The sequence below is a fragment of the Paeniroseomonas aquatica genome (genome assembly GCF_030409335.1).
GTDB classification, from domain to species: domain Bacteria; phylum Pseudomonadota; class Alphaproteobacteria; order Acetobacterales; family Acetobacteraceae; genus Belnapia; species Belnapia aquatica.
Genome location: NZ_JAUFPN010000170.1, coordinates 60,904 through 77,772 on the forward strand (window position 1 = coordinate 60,904; position 16,869 = coordinate 77,772).

The window sequence follows — 16,869 nt, forward strand, 5'->3', positions numbered from 1 at the left end:
GGCCCGTCCGGCCCATCCATAGAACAGGGTCAGACCGGCCCGGAGCCCTCGATGCATCGTCGCCACCTGATCGCCGCCGCCGCCCTGCTGGCCCCGACTGCCCGGGCCCAGCAGGCCCACCCGGCGCTTCAGCCGGCGTCCCCGGCGGCGGATGCCTACCACCGCCTGCAGGGGGGCACCCCACACCACCTGACGGCGGAGCAGGAAGCCCAGCGCTTCACCGCCAGCACCGCCCCCGCCGGCCCGCCCGGCCGCTGGGCCCCGCGCGCCGCCCTGCCCATCCCGCGTAGCGAAATGGCCTGGGCCACCGCCCTCGACGGCCGGATGCACGTCGTCGGCGGCTATGGCGAAGGCCGGGTCGACCGCGGCTACCACCACATCTACGACCCCGCCGCCGACCGCTGGCTGATCGGCGCCACCCTGCCGCGCGGCGCCAACCACGTCGCCGTCGTGGCCCATGCCGGCCGCGTCTATGCCTTCGGCGGCTTCATCGAGCAGAACCGCAACCCCGACGAGCGCGCCTATGCCTGGGACCCCGCCGCCGACCGCTGGACCAACATCCGCCCGCTGCCCCGCCCGCGCGGCGCCGCCGCCGCCGTCTCGCTCGACGGCCGCATCCACCTGATCGGCGGCGCCGGCGCCCCGACCATGGAACGCGCCAGCGTCGGCTGGCACGAGGTCTACGACCCCCAGGCCGACCAGTGGAGCACCCGCAAGGCGCTGCCCGCCGCCCGCGACCACGTCGGGGTCATGGCGCATGAGGGCCGGATCCACGTCATCGGCGGCCGCTTCAACACCTTCGAGTACAACACCGATATGCACCACGTGTACCTGCCCACCCGCGACACCTGGGAGCTGCGCGCGCCGCTGCCGACCGCGCGGTCCGGGCACGGGCTGGTCGCCTACCGCGGCCGCTTCTTCGCCATGGGCGGGGAGGGCGGCTCGCTGGAGGGCGGGGTGCCGCGCCAGGCCAGGGTCTTCGGCTAGATGGAAAGCTACGACCCCGCCGCCGACACCTGGCAGCAGCACGCGCCGATGCCGACCCCGCGCCACGCCGTCGCCGCCGTCTCGATCGATGACTGGGTCTACGTCGCCGGCGGCGGCGCGGTGCTCGGCGGCGGCGTGCAGTCCTCGGTGCATGAGGCGTTTACCCTGGCGTGACCCAGTTCGACGCGATCATCCTCGGCGCCGGCGCCGCCGGGCTGATGGCCGCCATCAGCGCCGGCCGCCGTGGCCGCCGGGTGCTGCTGCTCGACCACGCGGAGGAGCCGGGGAAGAAGATCCTCATCTCCGGCGGCGGCCGCTGCAATTTCACCAACCTGCATTGCGCGCCGGATCGCTTCGTCTCGGCCAACCCGCATTTCGCCAAGTCGGCGCTGTCCCGCTACACCCAGCACGACTTCATCGGGATGGTGCGGAAGCACGGCATCCCCTTCCATGAGAAGACGCTGGGCCAGCTCTTCTGCGACGGCTCGGCGCGGGCCATCGTCGCCATGCTGCTGGCCGAGGCCGAGGCCGTGGGCGTCGACCTCCGCTGCGGCCAGCGCATCTCGGCGGTGGAGAAGCCCGACGGCTTCCGCGTCACCACCCAGTCCGGCGCCTTCACCGCCCCGGCGCTGGTGCTGGCCACCGGCGGCCTCTCCATCCCGAAGATGGGCGCGACGGGCCTGGCGCATGAGATCGCCCGCCGCTTCTCCCTGCCCCTGGTCGCGCCGCGCCCCGGGCTGGTGCCCTTCACCTTCCAGGGCGCCCCGCTCGAGCTCATGCGCGGGCTCTCCGGCGTCGCCCTGCCGGCCATCGCCCGCTGCGGCAAGCGCGCCTTCCCCGAGGCGATGCTCTTCACCCACCGCGGCCTCTCCGGCCCCGCCATCCTGCAGATCTCCTCCTATTGGCAGGAGGGCACGCCGATCGCCCTCGACCTTCTGCCCGGCCTCGACGCCGCCACGGTGCTGCGCGAACGCAAGCGCGCCCGCCCCAAGGCCGAACCCAAGACCATCCTCGCCGAGCTGCTGCCGCAGCGCCTGGCCCAGGCCATGGCCGAGGCGCACCTGCCGCTGCCCCGCATGGCCGACCTGCCCGACCGCGCGCTGGATGCGCTGGCCGCCCAGCTCAAGCGCTGGGAGCTGCTGCCCGCCGGGACCGAGGGCTATGCCAAGGCCGAGGTCACCCTCGGCGGCATCGATACCGATGCCCTCTCCTCCCGCAGCCTGGAGGCCAAGGCGGTGCCCGGGCTGTTCGCGGTGGGGGAGGCGGTGGACGTCACCGGCTGGCTCGGCGGCTACAATTTCCAATGGGCCTGGGCCAGCGGCTGGGTGGCGGGCGAGGCGCTATAGCAGGCTCTTCACCACCAGCCCCGCCACCGCCGCCACCGCCAGGGTCCGCACCACGCCGAGCTTCAGCCGGAACAGGCAGACCGCCGCCAGCACCGCCAGCCCGAGCGCCACCGGGTCGAGGCTGGCGGCCACCGGCACCTCCAGCACCATCGGCCCGAAGGGCACCGCCCGCACCTCCCCGAACAGCACCCGCAGGCCGAACCAGACCGCCAGATTGGCGATCACCCCGACCACCGCCGCGGTGACCCCGGCCAGCGCCCCCTTCAGCCGCGGTGCGTCATGCAGCCGCTCCACATAGGGCGCGCCGAGGAAGATCAGCGCGAAGCAGGGCGCGAAGGTCACATACAGCGTCACCGCCGAGCCCAGCACCCCGCCCCACAGGCCGCCCCAGGCATGGCCGGCGAGGTAGCCGACGAATTGCAGCACCAGGATGAGCGGCCCCGGCGTCGTCTCCGCCAGGCCGAGGCCGGTCAGCATCTGCCCCGCGGTGAGCCAGCGGTAATGCTCCACCGCCTCCTGCGCGACATAGGCCAGCACCGCATAGGCGCCGCCGAAGGTGACGACGGCCATCTTGGAGAAGAACCAGGCGAGGTCGCCGAACAGCCCGCCCTGGTCCATCAGCAGCACCACCGGCCAGACCCACATCGCCAGCGCGATCAGCCCCGCCCGCCGCGCCGCGCCGCCCATCCGGTCGATGCGCCCGGGATCGGCCAGCAGCAGCGCATCCAGCAGCGCCGGCGGGCCGGATTTCGCCTTGCCATGCCCACCCCCGGCGAAGGCCGCCGGGAAGGCCAGCCCGACCAGCGCCGCGCCCAGCACCACCACCGGGAAGGGCAGGGCGAAGAGGAACAGCGCGACGAAGGCCGCCGCCGCCAGCGCCCAGGCGATGCGCCCCTTCAGCGCCCGCCGCGCCACCCGCAGCAGGGCTTCCACCACCAGCACCAGCACGGCGCATTTCAGTCCGAAGAACAGCGCCGCGATCAGCGGCACCGCGCCGAAGGCCACGTAGATCGCCGACAGCGCCAGCATGACCAGCGCGCCGGGGAGGATGAACAGCAGCCCGGCGGCGAGCCCGCCGCGCACCCCATGCATCAGCCAGCCGAGGTAGGTGGCGAGCTGCTGCGCCTCCGGCCCCGGCAGCAGGGTGCAGAAGTTCAGCGCATGCAGGAAGCGCGTGTCGGAGATCCAGTGGCGCTCATCCACCACCTCCCGGTGCAGCAGGGCGATCTGCCCGGCCGGGCCGCCGAAGGACAGGCAGCCGATGCGGAACCAGACGCGCAGCGCCTGGGCAAGCGTGGGGAAGCTGGGCGGCATGGCCGTCATCGCGGGGAATCCATCATGTGCCGCATCATGCCGGCTTTCCCGCCGGCCAGTTATGGGTCTCGGCCGTCGCATCCCGCGCCCAGCGATGGAAGGCGTCATAGAGGCCCATCCCCGCCTCGAGCTGCGCCAGGTCGTCCCGATACATCCGGGACAGGCCGAGCGAGGCGGCCAGCAGCCCTGCCGCCTCCGGCGCCAACTCCGGCCGCGCGGTATCGGCCGCCCGCACGATCAGCGCCAGCCGGTCCAGCGCCGGGGAGCGCAGGCCGAATTCCTCCAGCATCACGTCGAAGGTGCAGCGCTCGCCGCGATGGCTCCAGAAGGTGTCGTCCACGTCGAAGGGCGTGGCGCCGAAGCGCTCGGCGACCGCCAGGGTCTCGGCCGGCGCCACGAACAGGAAGACCGCGCCGGGATCGACGAAGCGGCGGATCAGCCAGGGGCAGGCGATGCGGTCCACCTTGGGCCGCGCCCGGGTGACCCAGTGGGTGCGGCCCAGCGCATCGCGCGGCGGCAGGTGGTCCGGGCGCAGCAGCATCCCGCCGCCGTCGCGCCAAGCCTCGAAGCCGCCCTCCAGCGTCTCCGCCGCGGCGCCGGCATGGCGCAGCCAGGCGGCGGTGCCCTCGCTGAGCTTCAGCCCGCGCTGGCAGAAGACGACGGCGGCCCGGCCGACGCATTCACCGGCCCAGTCGGCAACCTCGGCGAAGTCCCGCCGGAGGGACCCGGGCAGGCTGCGCGGGTCGGCGGCGACATCCGCGGCGGTGCGGACATCGATGAGGCAAGGGGCATCCGGCAGGCCGATGCGGCGGGCAAGCTGGGCGGGGGTAATGCTGGGCATGGGCGTCCACTCCGGGAGAGCTGGACGCGATGCTTGGGCCGAAGCCTCGTGGGGTGATCGCGGCCGGACCCCAGGGCCCCAGTCAGCCGTGGCCGGGCTTCGTTGTCAACTCCGCCTGGTCATCTCGATGGCATAGTGGCAGCGCCGCCCGGCTCCGCCCGCTTCCATGATGCCGGTGAAGCTGCCGCCGGCGAACCGCCCGTACAGCAGCGTCGCCTCGCTGTTCGAGGCGCGCAGCATGACCCGGCCATCAGGCTGGATCTCGCCGGTCGCGGTGCTGTTGCGGGAGCGGTCGTCGGTGACGGCGGCAACGCCGTTCTGCACCACCATGCCCCGCCGGTGCGTGCCGGCGCAGCCGCGGGCGGAGCTGCTGCCGAGGGTGAACCGGCCGATCCAGCGGCCATCGAAGCGACTGGCCGGCTCCGGCTGCACCAGGCTCGACACTTGGTTAGACCCTTGGGCCGGCGCGCGAGCGTGCTGGTCCAGCGTCGGCTCGTTGTTGCCGCAGCCCGCCAGCACGAGCGCCAGGATCAGCGCGCAGGGCGTGCCGTGGTAGGCCAGTCCCATGATGAAAACTCTCCGGTGAATGCGCCGGAGCTTTATGCGCGGAACGGGTGGGGGGACTATTCAAGGGAAAGTGCCTCGCGTCACGTTCCGCGGAAGCCGCGGCCCCTGGTGCGGCGGCGGCCGATCCGGCCTATGGCTGCATCCCGCAGCAGGGAGTGCGCCGGATGACCAAGGAAGAACTGACCGCCTGGGCCATGACCAATGGCTGGGTGATGATCGCCGGCATGCCGAGCCTGACCAAGCCGTCCTCGCCGAAGGAGGCCATCGTGCGCATGGTCCTGAAGGCGACCGTCGTGCACATCGAGGTCAAGAAGCCGGCCGGCAAATGGGAGAAATTCACCGGCGAGAATTACGCGAAGGTCACCGAGGATACCGAGACCGGCGTGCCGCTCGGCCTCGGCCTCGACACGATCCCGGGCTTCCGCATGCTGATGCAGGAGAACCGGGACCGTGCCGTCTTCGCGAAGATGACCGGGAAGGGCTGAGCCTTACTCGGCGCTGGCCGCGTCCAGCGCCGCGACCTGGGCGGCGCTGAGCCTCAGGCTCGCCGCCTTCACCAGGTCGTCGAGCTGCTCGAGGCTGGTGGCGCTGGCGATGGGGGCGGTGACGGCGGGCTTGGCCAGCAGCCAGGCGATGGCGACCTGGGCCGAGGTCGCGCCCGCCTCCCCGGCCACCGCCGCCAGCGCATCCACCACCGCGAGGCCGCGCGGGTTGAGGTACTTCGCCATGCTGGGGCCGCGCTTGCTTTTGCCGAAGTCGGCCTCCGAGCGGTACTTGCCGCTGAGGAAGCCGGAGGCGAGCGCATAGAAGTTGATCACCCCGATCCCCTCCGCCCGGCAGAGCGCGGCGAGCTCGTCCTCGAAGACCTTGCGGTCCATGAGGTTGTAGAGCGGCTGCAGCGTCTCGTAGCGCGGCAGGCCGAGCTTCGCGCTGGTCTCGAGCGCGAGCTTCAGCCGCGGCGCGCTGTAGTTGGAGGCGCCGATGGCGCGCACCTTGCCGGCCTTGATGAGATCGGCGAAGGCGCCGAGCGTCTCCTCGAGCGGGGTATCGGCATCGTCCTTGTGCGCCTGGTAGAGGTCGATGACGTCGGTCTGCAGCCGCGCCAGGCTGGCATCCACTTCCTTCATGATCCAGGCGCGGGAGAGGCCCTGCTCGCCCGAGCCCATCTTCATGCCGACCTTGGTGGCGATCATCACCTTGGAGCGGTTGCCGCGCGCGGCCAGCCATTCGCCGATGATGGTCTCGCTCTCGCCGCCCATGTGGCCGGGTACCCAGTAGGAGTAGACATCCGCCGTATCGATGGCGTTCAGCCCGACCTCGACCAGCCGGTCAAGCATCCGGTGGGAGGCGGGTTTGTCCAGGGTCCAGCCGAAGACATTGCCGCCGAACATCAAGGGCGGGACCGAGATGCCGGACCGCCCCAGGCTGCGCTGTTCCATGACCCGTCTCCCGCTGGTGTGGCGGGAGGATGCGGCAGCCCGGGCGCCCCGGCAATCTCAGCTCTTGATCAGCCCCGCCGCGGTCAGCGCCTTGCGGATGACCCCGCCGGGATCGATGCTGGTCAGCTTGATCCCGCCCAAAGCGAAGCCGTCATCGGCTTCCGTCTCCGCCTTCGGCACCGGGTTGCCGTCCTGGTCGATGGTGCTGGCCCTGCCCGCCGTGGCGGCTGCCGGCACGGTCACCGGCAGGCCGAAGAAGCCGGCGATCTCAAGCGTCGAGGCGACGCCGACCGGCAGGAAATACGGCCCGGCCTGGCCCAGCACCGCCGGGTCGACCGGCACGCCATGCGACATGCCGGCGATGGCGTGATGTTCCAGCACCACCGCGCCATCCCGGCCGCGCCAGACCATGCTGCGGCGGGCGCCGCTGCCGGATTCCTCCGGCGTGCCGCTGGTGCCATGCAGCGCCGCCCATTGCCGCAGGATCTGCTCGGCATTGGCCGGGCGGACGGTGGTATCGGCATCGCCCTGCCAGACCGAGACCCGCGGCCATGGCCCCTGGTGCGGCGAGGCGGCGCGCACCAGCGCGGCCCAGTCGGCGGCCGGGCGCGGCCGGCCGGTGCCCATGGCCTCAAAGGCCTCGGGCATGCTGGTCGCGGCGCCATGCGGCAGGCCGGCGATGATGGCGCCGGCGGCGAAGACCTCCGGGTAGGTGGCGAGCAGGCTGGAGGCCATGCCGCCGCCGGCCGACAGCCCGGTGACGAAGACCCGGCCGGGGTCGATCCCATGGCTGGCGATGAGGTGGAGGATGGCGGCATGGACCGAGGCCACCTCGCCCTGGCCACGGCGGGTATCGCCCGGCTCGAACCAGTTGAAGCAGCGGTTCGGATTGTTGGCCTGGCGCTGCTCGGGCAGCAGCACGGCGAACTGGCCTTCGGCGGCCAGCCGGCCCCAGCCGCTGCCCTGGGCATAGCCGGCCGCGGTCTGGGTGCAGCCATGCAGCGCCACCACCAGCGGCGCGCCGCGGGGCAGGCCCGGCGGCAGGCAGGCCAGCATGCGGAGGGCGCCGGGATTGGCGCCGAAATCGATGAGCTCGGTGAGCGCGCCATCGCCCATGCCGCCGCCCATGCCGGTTGCGGTGGCATTCATCCGTTCACGCTGCTGGCGGACGAGGTCGGCGAGGCGGCTGCGGATCTGGTTCAAGGCAGCGTCCTTTCAAAGGGTGCGCGCGGAGAGCCTCCACGGCGCTCTCCTCCAGCGTGCCAAGGCCCTCGGGGTTTCGCTGCAGTGCAGCATAAGCCTTGAATGGGCGCTCTGCGGGAAATAATCGGGGGCCGGGAAACGTCATGCCACCATGAACGTTAAGGGAACATCTCCAACGAGGATCCCTGCCATGGCCAAGACCCCCGCGAACCAGCCCCCCGACGCCGAGGCGCCGGAGAACCCGAAGCGCGATCCCGAGCCGGGCTCCAACACCATCAAGGATCCCGATGACTGGACCACGGGCGAGGAGCGCATGACCGGCGCCCAGGCCAGCTACCTGAAGACGCTGTCCGAGGAAGCCGGCGAGGAATTCGATCCGTCGCTCAACAAGGCCGATGCCTCGCGCCGGATCGACGAGCTGCAGGCCCAGACCGGCCGCGGCCGGTGACCTGCCGCTGCGGTGGCGGCGCCTCCGCCGCTACCGCAGCGGGAAGCCGAGCGAGCGGATCGCCGCCGACAGGCGGTCCCGTCCGCGCAGCGCCTTCATCGTGCCGATGCGGTTGATGACCCGGGCGGTCCAGGTATCGGCCGCCATCTCGTTCCGCCGCGAGAAGTCGTTCATCAGTACGTCATAGGCGGCCCGCTGCGCCGGTTCGGCGCCGTGGTCGTAGGTGTCGTGGTGGAGCACGGTGGCCTGCGGCAGGCGCGGCTTCACCTCGGCCTTGGCCGCGTCGGCGGCATAGCCGACGCATAGGCCGAAGACTCCGACCACGCCGGGCGGCAGGCCGAGGGTTTCGGCCACCCGAACCACGTCGTTGCGCAGCGCCCCGATATAGACGGTCGAGAGGCCGAGGGACTCCGCCGCGACCACCGCGTTCTGCGAGGCCAGCGCCGCATCGATGGCGGCGACGAGGAAGGTCTCCAGATAGGGCATGCCCTCCAGGACGGTCCCCTCGTCCTGGCCCAGGCGTTCGTTGCGGGAGACGTCGGCCAGCCATACCAGGAAGATCGGGCATTGCTGGATGTGCTTCTGGCCGCCGGCGATCTCGGCCAGCACCGCCAGCTTGGCCGGGTCCCGCACCGAGATCACCGACCAGGTCTGCAGGTTGGAAGAGGTGGCGGCCGAGGAGGCGGCGGCGACCAGTGTCTCCAGCGTTCCCTCGGGCGGTGCATCGGGCCGGTAGCCGCGGACCGAGCGGTGGTCCAGCAGGCTGGCGATGATCGGGTTCCAGGGGCCCGCGGGGGGGATCTCGGCGGTGCCGTAGCGCGCGGCCAGCGCCTCGGTCTTGCTGAGAGTGACGGGGGTCAGGCTGTCCATGGGCGGCGTCTCCGGAGTGGAGCCCAGGCTAGTGCAATCCCGGATGGACCCGCAATTCGCCGACCAGCTCGCTCAGACCAGCCCCAGCCGCTTCGCCAAGTCGCGGTAGAGCATCACCTGCGCCCGGACATAGTCCAGCGTCTCGGCCGGACCCAGCAGCCGCGGGATGGAGCCGACCTGGCGGGTGGCGGCGACCCAGGCGGCATCCTGCCGCAGCTTCGCCAAGGCCGTCGACCAAGCCTCGGTCACGCTGTCGGACAGCCCGGCGGGACCGAAGAGCGCATTCCAGCCGCTGATCCGCGCCAGCGGCTCCACCTCCGCCTCGCGCGCCGTCGGCACGCCGGGCAGGGCCGCCAGGCGTTCCGCCGTGCCGACCACCAGGGCCCGGAGCTGGCCACCCTTGATGGCGCCCAGCATGTCGCTGAGGTTGTTGCCGATGAAATGCGCCTGGCCGCCGAGCAGGGCCATGACCGCCTCGCCGCCGCCGCGGAAGGGGATGGCGACCCCGGCATCGATCGGCAGGCCGAGGCTGGCGAACATGTGCCGCACCCCGAGGTCGAGGATGGTGGCCGGGCCGGTGGTGGCGAAGTTCAGCCGCCCCGGACCGTCGCGGAGGGCGGTGCTCAACTCGGCCAGGCTGGCCCAGGGCGCATCGGCCCGGACGCAGACGACGAAGGGATTCTCGTCCAGCAGGCCGAGCATGCTGAATTCGTCCCAGGCATACGGGGTGCGCGGGTCGGTCGCCGGCAGGATGGCGGAGGAAGCGACCCGGGCCAGCAGCAGCATCTGCCCATCCGGCCGGGCCCGCGCGACCAAGCCGGTGCCGACCGCGCCGGAGGCGCCGGTGCGGTTGTCCACCACTAGGCTGGCCTGCGGATTCGGCAGGTGGCGCGGCACATGCGCGGCGAGGACCCGGGCGGCTATGTCGGCGGCGCCGCCGGCCGAGAAGGGCACCACCAGCGTCACCGGCCGGTCCGGATAGGCTGCCTGCGCGGATGCCGGCACGGCTCCGGCGAGAGCGGGCAGGCTTGCCAGAAACACGCGGCGCGGCAGGGGCTTCATCCAACGGTATCTCCCGGCAAGGGACGCCGTTACCCGGCAAATGGGGCAGGCGCAGGGCTGCAACCACCCCTGACCGCAGATCACAGGATGTTGCGCCATTATTCCGGCCCATGCTAACGCGTGAGCATGACATCCGCGAACGGCACGCCGGCAGGCAACTTCCGGCGACCCTCAGCGGTGTTCCCGCGCATCGCGCGGGGCGCCCTCCCTTCGGGGGACACCACCTGCACCGCAATGGCGGCGCGGGCCTTCTTCGCTGGTCTGCTGGCGACCGGCCTCCTCCTGTCGGCCCTCTCCGGCAAGGCCGCGGCGGCGCCGCAGGATAGCGCGGCGACGCGGCGCCCGGCCGCATCCGCCCCAGCGCCGCGGTTGCCGGATGCCCCGATGGAGCTGTTGCCGGCCCCGCGGCCGCCCGCCGAACTGGCGCGGGACCAGGGCTCGCCGCGGGCTGCCTGCCTCGCCGCCGCCCGCCGGGCGGAGCAGGTGCATGGCCTGCCGCCTGGGCTGCTGGTGGCGATCGCCCTGTCCGAGAGCGGGCTGCATGCGCATGCGCTCAGCATCGGCGGCCGGGCCCATTACCCGGAGGACCTCGCGGCCGCCCGGCAGCTGCTGCGCCAGGCGGGGACGGGGCGGTCCGTCATGGCGGGCTGCGTGCAGGTCAATGCCCAGGTGCATGCCCGCGGGTCCGACTGGCCGTTGGACCCGGTCCGCTCGACCGACTGGGCCGGGGGAATCCTGCGGCGCTGGTACATGGAGACCGGCACCTGGGATGAAGCGCTGCGGCGCTGGCACGGCGGGTCTGCCGCGAGTACCCAGCGGGTCATGTGCCGGGTGCGCGCCAAGCTCGAGGTCACCGCGCCGGGATCGGGGCTGCTGCGGACCGGCGGGTGCAGCGATGCCGAGACGGTGCAGGCGCGCCGCAACGGCCTCGCCTTGCTCGAGGTGGCGGAGATGCGGGATCCCACCCCTTAACGGGGGAGGACGCGCCGCCATCCGGAGCCCGGGGTGGGGCCGGAGCCGGACGGCCCGCGACCACACGGGGCTGGGAGACGAGCCCCGCAGGTTACCCTGGGCGTGGAGGGCACGACCCCAGGGTGTCTGTTCCCGAAGTTATTCGGCATGTAACGTGGACGTCACAGCGGACGGGGCAACGCTGATCCGCGTCGGGGCTTGGTCATCAGGGGTAAGGAACCTTGACCATGCACAGTCACCGGCCTGTATTACTGATTGTCGAAGATGATTTCCTCGTAAGACTAACCCTGGTTGATGCCCTCAGCGAACTCGGGTTTGAAATTCTCGAGGCCGAAGATGCCAGGAATGCGTTATCGCTACTTTGCGATCGACCTGATATCGAATTGATGTTGAGCGACATCAACCTTCCTGGAGAGGCAGATGGCTTCGCCCTGGCCAAGGCCGCCCGGGTCATACGGCCGCGCCTTCCGGTGATCTACGCTTCAGGCCGCTACAGCCGGGCCGAGGCGCATCAGCAGGTCGAGGGCGCGCGGTTCCTGGCGAAACCCTTCACCCCGACCCTGGCCGCGGTGGTGATCCATGAGCTTCTTGAGAAAGTGGAGCGGCCAGTGGTGCCGAAGCAGCGTTCGTCGCATGCCGCGAACCATGCCTGAACGATTTGCATGATCAGGCTCTGGATGGGCGACCCGCATGGCGGATTGGACCTCGATCCGGAGCCCTCGTGGTACAGAGGCTCCTACCCCGCGTAAGCCCTGAAGACCTCAACCGTCCCACCGATACGGTGCTGACCGTTGCGGGCAATCTGGTTTCGCAGTCGGCCGCAGACGTCGGATGCTTCCCGGCATCGGGCTGCTCCTCCCGGAGGGATGAAGCAACCCGGCCGGTGGCCACTAGTTGACGGCGCGATCCACCGAACGCCCCAGCCGCTCGACCGGGCCCTTCGGCGGGTCGACGGTATCGCGCAGGTTCTCGCCCGCCCGGTCCAGGCTACGGCCAGCCCGCTCGGCCGGTCCTTGGCGCTCGCAGGCAGCCAGACCCAAGCCCGCGATCACCAGGGCGGGCAGCAGCAAAAGACGCAGGGAAGCCAGCATCACAATCCTCTTTCAGCGTGGAGATGGGTTCACAGCGCCTGTTGCACGCGTGGGTTCACCAGTCTTCGATCACGAAAGACGCCGGCACCGGCAGATGGCGCGGAACAGGGGCCGTCACCCATGTTTGCCGGGCGATCCCGATGCTCCCACGATAGGCCTCGGTGCGGGGCCAGGGCCGGCCCCCGGGAAGCAAGGAGGGTCGTCATATGTTGGAGGCCAGGCCGGAGACGCCCGAGGCGGCGGCCATCGCCGTGCTCGACCGCTTCATGGCGGCGTTGAACGCCGGCGACCAGCCGGCCATGGCCGCAACCCTGCATTTCCCGCATTACCGCCTCACCCAGGGTCGGCTGCAGATCTGGCAGCGGCCGGAGGACTATACCCTGGACGGCTTCCGCAGCCGTGCCGGCGAGGGCTGGGCGCGCAGCGCCTGGGACTTCCGTACCGTGGTGGGCGCCGGGCCGGAGAAGGTGCATCTCGACGTGCAATTCACCCGCTACCGCGCCGATGGATCGGTGCTGGGCCGGTTCCGCTCGCTCTGGGTGGTGGCTTGCCTGGATGGGAGATGGGGTGCCCAACTACGCTCGAGCTTCGCCGCCTAGCCCTGGACCCGATCAGGCGGCACACGGGGGAAACGAGAATGCTGGATCTGACAGGCAAGGTGGCGCTGGTGACCGGGGCGGGCTCGGTCGGGCCGGGCTGGGGCAACGGCAAGGCGACCGCGGTGCTGCTGGCGCGCCAGGGCGCCTCGGTCTTCGCCCTCGACAACGTCGCCGAGGCCGTCGCCGAGACCGCCGCGTTGATCGCCGCCGAGGGCGGCACCTGCGTCACCCATACCTGCGACATGCTGCTGGCCGAGCAGGTCGAAGCCGCGGTCGCCGCCTGCCTGGCGCGCTTCGGGCAGATCGACATCCTGGTGAACAACGTCGGCGGATCGCATCCCGGCGACCCCGCGACCATGCCGGAGGAAGTCTGGGACCGGCAGATCGACCTGAACCTGAAGACGCCCTTCCTCGGGTGCAAATACGTGCTTCCCATCATGGAGGCGCAGGGCCGCGGCGCGATCGTCAACATCTCCTCGGTGGCCGGGCTGCGCATGGCGACGGGGCGGGTGCATTCGGCCTATTCGGCCAGCAAGGCGGGGGTCATCGCCTTCTCCAAGTCGGTCGCCATGGGCTATGCGCGCAAGGGCATCCGCTGCAACACGGTGGTGCCGGGGCTGATGCATACGCCGCTGGTCGAGCACCGGCTGGTCCGCCAGCTCGGCGCCAACGACGCCGAGGCGCTGATCGCCAAGCGCCACGCCAGCGTGCCCATGGGCCACATGGGCACCGGCTGGGACATCGCCCATGCGGTGCTCTTCCTCGTCTCGGACGAGGCCAAATTCATCACCGCCACCGAAATCGTGGTGGACGGCGGCTTCACCGCGAGCGGCCCCATCGGATGATCCGCGCGGCGCTGACCGGGCTGGTGCTGCTGGCCGCCCCAGCCGCGGCGCAGGAGTACCCCAGCCGCCCCGTCACCATCATCGTCGCGTCGCCGGCGGGCGGCGGCACCGACTTCTCCGCCCGGCTGATCGCCGAGCCGCTGGCCCAGCGCCTCGGCCAGCCGGTGGTGGTGGAGAACCGCGCGGGCGGCAACGGCAGCATCGGGCTGCTGGCCACCGCCCGGGCGCGGCCGGACGGGCATACGCTGACGGTGGGCTATTCCGGGACGATGACCGGGCGCCCGGCGGTGGAGGGCATCGCCGACCTCGACCCGCAGAAGGACTTCGTCCCGATCGCCCTGCTGACGGATACGCCGCAGGTGATGATGGTCCATCCCTCGCTGCCGGTGCGGACGCTGGCCGAGTTCGTCACCTACGCCAAGGCGCGGCCGGGGCAGCTCAACTACGCCTCGGCCGGCAATGGCTCGCTGCACCACCTGGGGACGGAGCTGCTGAAGCTGCGCACCGGGATCGACCTGGTGCACGTGCCTTATCGCGGCACCGGGGAGACGGTCAGCGACCTGATCGCCGGGCGGATCCAGTTCTACATGAACAGCCCGCCGCCGGTGATCGGCTTCATCCGGGACGGCCGGCTGCGCGCCATCGCCACCACCGGGCCGGAGCGGCATCCGGCCCTGCCCGATGTGCCCAACCTGCGGGAATCCGGGATCGAGGACATGCCGATCAATGTCTGGTACGCGCTCTATGCGCCGGCGCGGACCCCGGCCCCGGTGCTGGAGCGGCTGACCCGCGAGGTCCGGGCGGTACTGGCCGATGGCGAGGTCCGCCGCCGGGCGCAGGAGGCCGGGACCTTCGCCACCTTCGCGCCGCCGGAGGCGGTGGCGGCGCGGCTGGGGCGGGAAACGGCGGCCTGGTTCGCGGTGGTCAAGGCCGCCGGCATCAGGCCGGATTGACCCCCAACCGCCCGAGGCGGCGCCCCGCGACGGGCCCTTAGGGGCGCAACGCCTCGGCGGCCGGCCAGCCGCGCTCCAAGCGCTTGCAGAGCCGCCGGTAGTCGATGCCGGTGGCGGCCGCGGCATCGCCGAGGCTCATCATCCGGCCGCGGTACTCGACGAAGTGCCGCGGCGTGCCGCGCCGGGGCGGCGCATGTTCCCAGGCGCAGTTGCCGGGCGAATAGGCCCTGGCGGCATTGCGCCGGACCAGGCGGTGGTCCGCATCCGGCCGCGGCCCGACATCGGCCAGGAACGCGGCGTAGCCGCGCCCGTTGGCGGCCTGCCAGCGGCGGCAGACGGGGGCCTCCTGCTGGCGATGCAGCAGGGATTGCCATACCTGGTATTCCGGTGTCGCCCGGCCGCCGGACTTGCCGCCGTGGCGGTACTGCCTTTCGCGGGAGGCGTCATCGCGCAAGCAGCCGCAGCTCAGCGTGGTTTCCGCCTTCAGCCGGTCCTCGCGTACGGTGGCGCTGCCGCCGCAGTCGCAGTCGCAGCTCCAGCGCCGCCGGGCGAAACGCCCGCGCCAGAAATAGGGCGTGTCCTCGTGAGACACCACGAGGCGGCCGAACCGGAGCCCTTCGCGCACCATTGCCGTTGCCATCACCGATGTTCCCACGAAACCGCAGCGCCAGCTTGACCCAAGACCGTAGCATCAGGCGATTTACATGCCAGCAAGGTTTGTAGTCTCAAGCAGGGTTGATGAAGGCTTAACCGTCTGGTCAGAGCCAACCGGTGCCGATCACCTTCCTGGCAAAAGCAGCCATCGCGAGTACCGATGACATGGTTGCCTGTGATCAACCTTCGCGTGCTTTCCCATTCGGCGACCCGGCAGGATCGCAACATGGCTGCAGCGGTTTGTACTTGGGCGATGGGACCGAGCGCCCGCCAGTCACCAAGCCGACCCCGTGCCGGGGTCGGCTGCGTCGCGCCGGTCGTCCAGGGTCAGCCCAGCCGCGCCAGCACCCGGTCGATGAAGGCCTGGGTGCTGCCGAGATAGGCGGAAGGGTCGGTCAGCCGCGCCACCTCGGCGGCCGAGAGACGTGCCGAGACCTGCGGGTCGGCCATCAGGACCTGGGCCAACGGCGCGCCCTGCTGCAGGGCCAGGTCGCAGGCGTGGTTGACGACGTGATGGGCCTCCCCCCGGCCGAGGGCCGGCGCCAGGCCCATCATCACCTGTTCCGCCACGATCAGCCCGCCGGTGCTGTCGAGGTTGCGCTGCATCCGGGCAACATCCACCGTCAGCCCTTCGGCCAGCACCCGGGCCTGGGCCAGGGCGCCATGCGCCAGCAGGAAGGCCTGGCCGACCGCGAGCGGTTCGGTCTGCCACGGCCCGGTGCCGCGTTCCTGGTCCTGCGCCATGGCGGCCAGCATCTGCGGCACCAGGGCGTGCACGCCGCGGCTTTGCGCGATGATGTATTCGCAGGAGATCGGGTTGCGCTTCTGCGGCATGGTCGAGGAGCCGCCGCGACCCTCCTGGTGCGGCTCCGCCACTTCCGCCACCTCGGTCTGCATCATCAGGATGACGTCGGTGGCGATCTTGGACAGCGCGCCGCAGAGCAGGCCGAGGAAGCCGACCGCCTCGGCGATGCCGTCGCGCGCGACGTGCCAGGGGATGTCCGGGGAGGCGAGGCCGAGCTCCTTCGCCAGCGCATCCTGCACCGCCAGCCCTTGGTCGCCGAGCGAGGCAAGGGTGCCGGCGGCGCCGCCGAACTGCAGCTTCTCGACCCGCGGGCGGAGTTGGTCCAGCCGCTCCAGCATGGTGAGGAGGGGGGAGAGCCAGACCGCGACCTTGTAGCCGAAGGTGACCGGCAGCGCATGCTGGAGGTGGGTGCGCCCGGCCATGACGGTGGCGCGGTGGGTGCGGGCCATCTGGGCGAAGCCAGCGTTCACCGCCAGCAGCTCCGCCCGGATGAGCGCCAGGCCCTCGCGCACCTGCAGCACCACGGCGGTATCCATGATGTCCTGGGTGGTGGCGCCCCAATGGGTCCAGCGCCCGGCGTCCGGCCCGGCGAGCTGCGAGAGCTGGCGGACCAGCCCGACCACGGGGTAGCCGGTGTTGCGGGTGGCGGCGGCGAGCGCCGGCAGGTTCAGCTTCTCGGCCAGGGCCGCATCGGTGATGGCCTGGGCGGCCGCGGGCGGGACGATGCCGAGGCGGGCCTGGGCGCGGGCCAGGGCGGCCTCCACGTCCAGCATGCGCTGGAGATAGGCCATCTCCCCCATGCAGGCGCGCATGGCATCGGTGCCGTAGAGGGCGCCGAAGACGGGGCTGTCGGCGGGATTGACGGGCATGCGG

At 71.5% G+C, this 16,869-nt stretch carries 20 protein-coding genes; 10 read left to right on the top strand and 10 right to left on the bottom strand.

Translation table 11 applies throughout. The annotated features are described in order from the left end of the window. Positions 1–51: 51 nt before the first annotated feature. Genes QWZ14_RS18235 through QWZ14_RS18245 form a run of 3 tightly spaced genes read left to right on the top strand, consistent with a single transcriptional unit; the run spans position 52 to position 2,333 of the window. A complete protein-coding gene (locus tag QWZ14_RS18235) occupies positions 52–987 on the top strand; it encodes a Kelch repeat-containing protein (RefSeq protein WP_290318228.1) in 936 nt (311 codons plus the stop codon). Further along, positions 988–1,161 carry a kelch repeat-containing protein gene (locus QWZ14_RS18240; RefSeq protein WP_290318229.1) on the top strand — a complete coding sequence of 58 codons (174 nt, stop codon included), beginning with the start codon at positions 988–990 and terminating at the stop codon, positions 1,159–1,161. After that, on the top strand, positions 1,158–2,333 hold the full coding sequence (locus QWZ14_RS18245) for a BaiN/RdsA family NAD(P)/FAD-dependent oxidoreductase (protein ID WP_290318230.1): 1,176 nt from the start codon (positions 1,158–1,160) through the stop codon (positions 2,331–2,333). Before QWZ14_RS18240 ends, QWZ14_RS18245 begins: the two co-directional genes overlap by 4 nt. Here QWZ14_RS18245 and chrA read toward each other — a convergent pair. The 3 genes from chrA to QWZ14_RS18260 form a co-directional block, all read right to left on the bottom strand. Continuing rightward, positions 2,328–3,656 carry a chromate efflux transporter gene (gene chrA, locus QWZ14_RS18250; protein WP_290318231.1) on the bottom strand — a complete coding sequence of 443 codons (1,329 nt, stop codon included), beginning with the start codon at positions 3,654–3,656 and terminating at the stop codon, positions 2,328–2,330. The genes QWZ14_RS18245 and chrA overlap by 6 nt on opposite strands. A 25-nt stretch (positions 3,657–3,681) precedes the next feature. After that, the gene (locus QWZ14_RS18255) at positions 3,682–4,488 is read right to left on the bottom strand and encodes a sulfurtransferase/chromate resistance protein (RefSeq protein ID WP_290318232.1); all 807 of its coding nucleotides are present in this window, start codon (positions 4,486–4,488) and stop codon (positions 3,682–3,684) included. Between the two features lie 105 nt (positions 4,489–4,593). Then, complete coding sequence (locus tag QWZ14_RS18260; RefSeq protein ID WP_290318233.1) at positions 4,594–5,055, bottom strand: hypothetical protein; 462 nt, start codon at positions 5,053–5,055, stop codon at positions 4,594–4,596. A gap of 164 nt (positions 5,056–5,219) precedes the next feature. On the opposite strand from QWZ14_RS18260, the gene QWZ14_RS18265 reads away from it, so the two are divergent. After that, on the top strand, positions 5,220–5,540 hold the full coding sequence (locus QWZ14_RS18265; protein ID WP_290318234.1) for a hypothetical protein: 321 nt from the start codon (positions 5,220–5,222) through the stop codon (positions 5,538–5,540). A 3-nt stretch (positions 5,541–5,543) separates the two neighbouring features. Here the strand turns inward: QWZ14_RS18265 and QWZ14_RS18270 are convergent, their stop codons facing one another. Together QWZ14_RS18270 and QWZ14_RS18275 are read right to left on the bottom strand one after the other, a co-directional pair. Then, positions 5,544–6,494 (bottom strand): aldo/keto reductase, encoded by a 951-nt coding sequence (locus QWZ14_RS18270; RefSeq protein ID WP_290318235.1) that lies wholly within the window; start codon positions 6,492–6,494, stop codon positions 5,544–5,546. Positions 6,495–6,551: 57 nt separating this feature from the next. After that, positions 6,552–7,697, bottom strand: coding sequence for an extracellular catalytic domain type 1 short-chain-length polyhydroxyalkanoate depolymerase (locus QWZ14_RS18275; protein WP_290318236.1), 1,146 nt, complete (start codon positions 7,695–7,697; stop codon positions 6,552–6,554). 190 nt (positions 7,698–7,887) lie between these two features. On the opposite strand from QWZ14_RS18275, the gene QWZ14_RS18280 reads away from it, so the two are divergent. Beyond that, a complete protein-coding gene (locus QWZ14_RS18280) occupies positions 7,888–8,145 on the top strand; it encodes a DUF3072 domain-containing protein (RefSeq protein ID WP_290318237.1) in 258 nt (85 codons plus the stop codon). 30 nt (positions 8,146–8,175) lie between these two features. Here the strand turns inward: QWZ14_RS18280 and QWZ14_RS18285 are convergent, their stop codons facing one another. Further along, a complete protein-coding gene (locus QWZ14_RS18285) occupies positions 8,176–9,015 on the bottom strand; it encodes an NADPH-dependent oxidoreductase (protein WP_290318239.1) in 840 nt (279 codons plus the stop codon). 72 nt (positions 9,016–9,087) lie between these two features. Then, positions 9,088–10,077 carry a Bug family tripartite tricarboxylate transporter substrate binding protein gene (locus QWZ14_RS18290; RefSeq protein ID WP_290318241.1) on the bottom strand — a complete coding sequence of 330 codons (990 nt, stop codon included), beginning with the start codon at positions 10,075–10,077 and terminating at the stop codon, positions 9,088–9,090. 177 nt (positions 10,078–10,254) lie between these two features. Between QWZ14_RS18290 and QWZ14_RS18295 the strand changes: the two genes are divergently transcribed. Together QWZ14_RS18295 and QWZ14_RS18300 are read left to right on the top strand one after the other, a co-directional pair. Then, complete coding sequence (locus QWZ14_RS18295) at positions 10,255–11,049, top strand: transglycosylase (protein WP_290318242.1); 795 nt, start codon at positions 10,255–10,257, stop codon at positions 11,047–11,049. 227 nt (positions 11,050–11,276) lie between these two features. Next, positions 11,277–11,702 carry a response regulator gene (locus QWZ14_RS18300; RefSeq protein WP_290318243.1) on the top strand — a complete coding sequence of 142 codons (426 nt, stop codon included), beginning with the start codon at positions 11,277–11,279 and terminating at the stop codon, positions 11,700–11,702. A 237-nt stretch (positions 11,703–11,939) separates the two neighbouring features. Here QWZ14_RS18300 and QWZ14_RS18305 read toward each other — a convergent pair whose 3' ends face one another. Next, positions 11,940–12,140: a hypothetical protein gene (locus QWZ14_RS18305; RefSeq protein ID WP_290318244.1), complete on the bottom strand. Its 201-nt coding sequence runs from the start codon at positions 12,138–12,140 to the stop codon at positions 11,940–11,942. A 206-nt stretch (positions 12,141–12,346) separates the two neighbouring features. Here QWZ14_RS18305 and QWZ14_RS18310 point away from each other — a divergent pair, with 206 nt between their 5' ends. The 3 genes from QWZ14_RS18310 to QWZ14_RS18320 are packed head-to-tail and all read left to right on the top strand — an operon-like array spanning position 12,347 to position 14,537. Next, positions 12,347–12,739: a hypothetical protein gene (locus tag QWZ14_RS18310; protein ID WP_290318245.1), complete on the top strand. Its 393-nt coding sequence runs from the start codon at positions 12,347–12,349 to the stop codon at positions 12,737–12,739. A 38-nt stretch (positions 12,740–12,777) separates the two neighbouring features. Continuing rightward, positions 12,778–13,584, top strand: a complete 807-nt coding sequence (locus tag QWZ14_RS18315) for an SDR family NAD(P)-dependent oxidoreductase (protein ID WP_290318246.1) — start codon at positions 12,778–12,780, stop codon at positions 13,582–13,584. Then, a complete protein-coding gene (locus QWZ14_RS18320) occupies positions 13,581–14,537 on the top strand; it encodes a Bug family tripartite tricarboxylate transporter substrate binding protein (RefSeq protein ID WP_290318247.1) in 957 nt (318 codons plus the stop codon). Before QWZ14_RS18315 ends, QWZ14_RS18320 begins: the two co-directional genes overlap by 4 nt. Before the next feature lie 37 nt (positions 14,538–14,574). Here the strand turns inward: QWZ14_RS18320 and QWZ14_RS18325 are convergent, their stop codons facing one another. Together QWZ14_RS18325 and pcaB are read right to left on the bottom strand one after the other, a co-directional pair. Further along, entirely contained in the window at positions 14,575–15,177 is a 603-nt protein-coding gene (locus tag QWZ14_RS18325) for a hypothetical protein (protein WP_290318248.1), read from the bottom strand. Positions 15,178–15,518: 341 nt separating this feature from the next. Further along, positions 15,519–16,865: a 3-carboxy-cis,cis-muconate cycloisomerase gene (gene pcaB / locus QWZ14_RS18330; protein WP_290318249.1), complete on the bottom strand. Its 1,347-nt coding sequence runs from the start codon at positions 16,863–16,865 to the stop codon at positions 15,519–15,521. Positions 16,866–16,869: the final 4 nt, after the last annotated feature.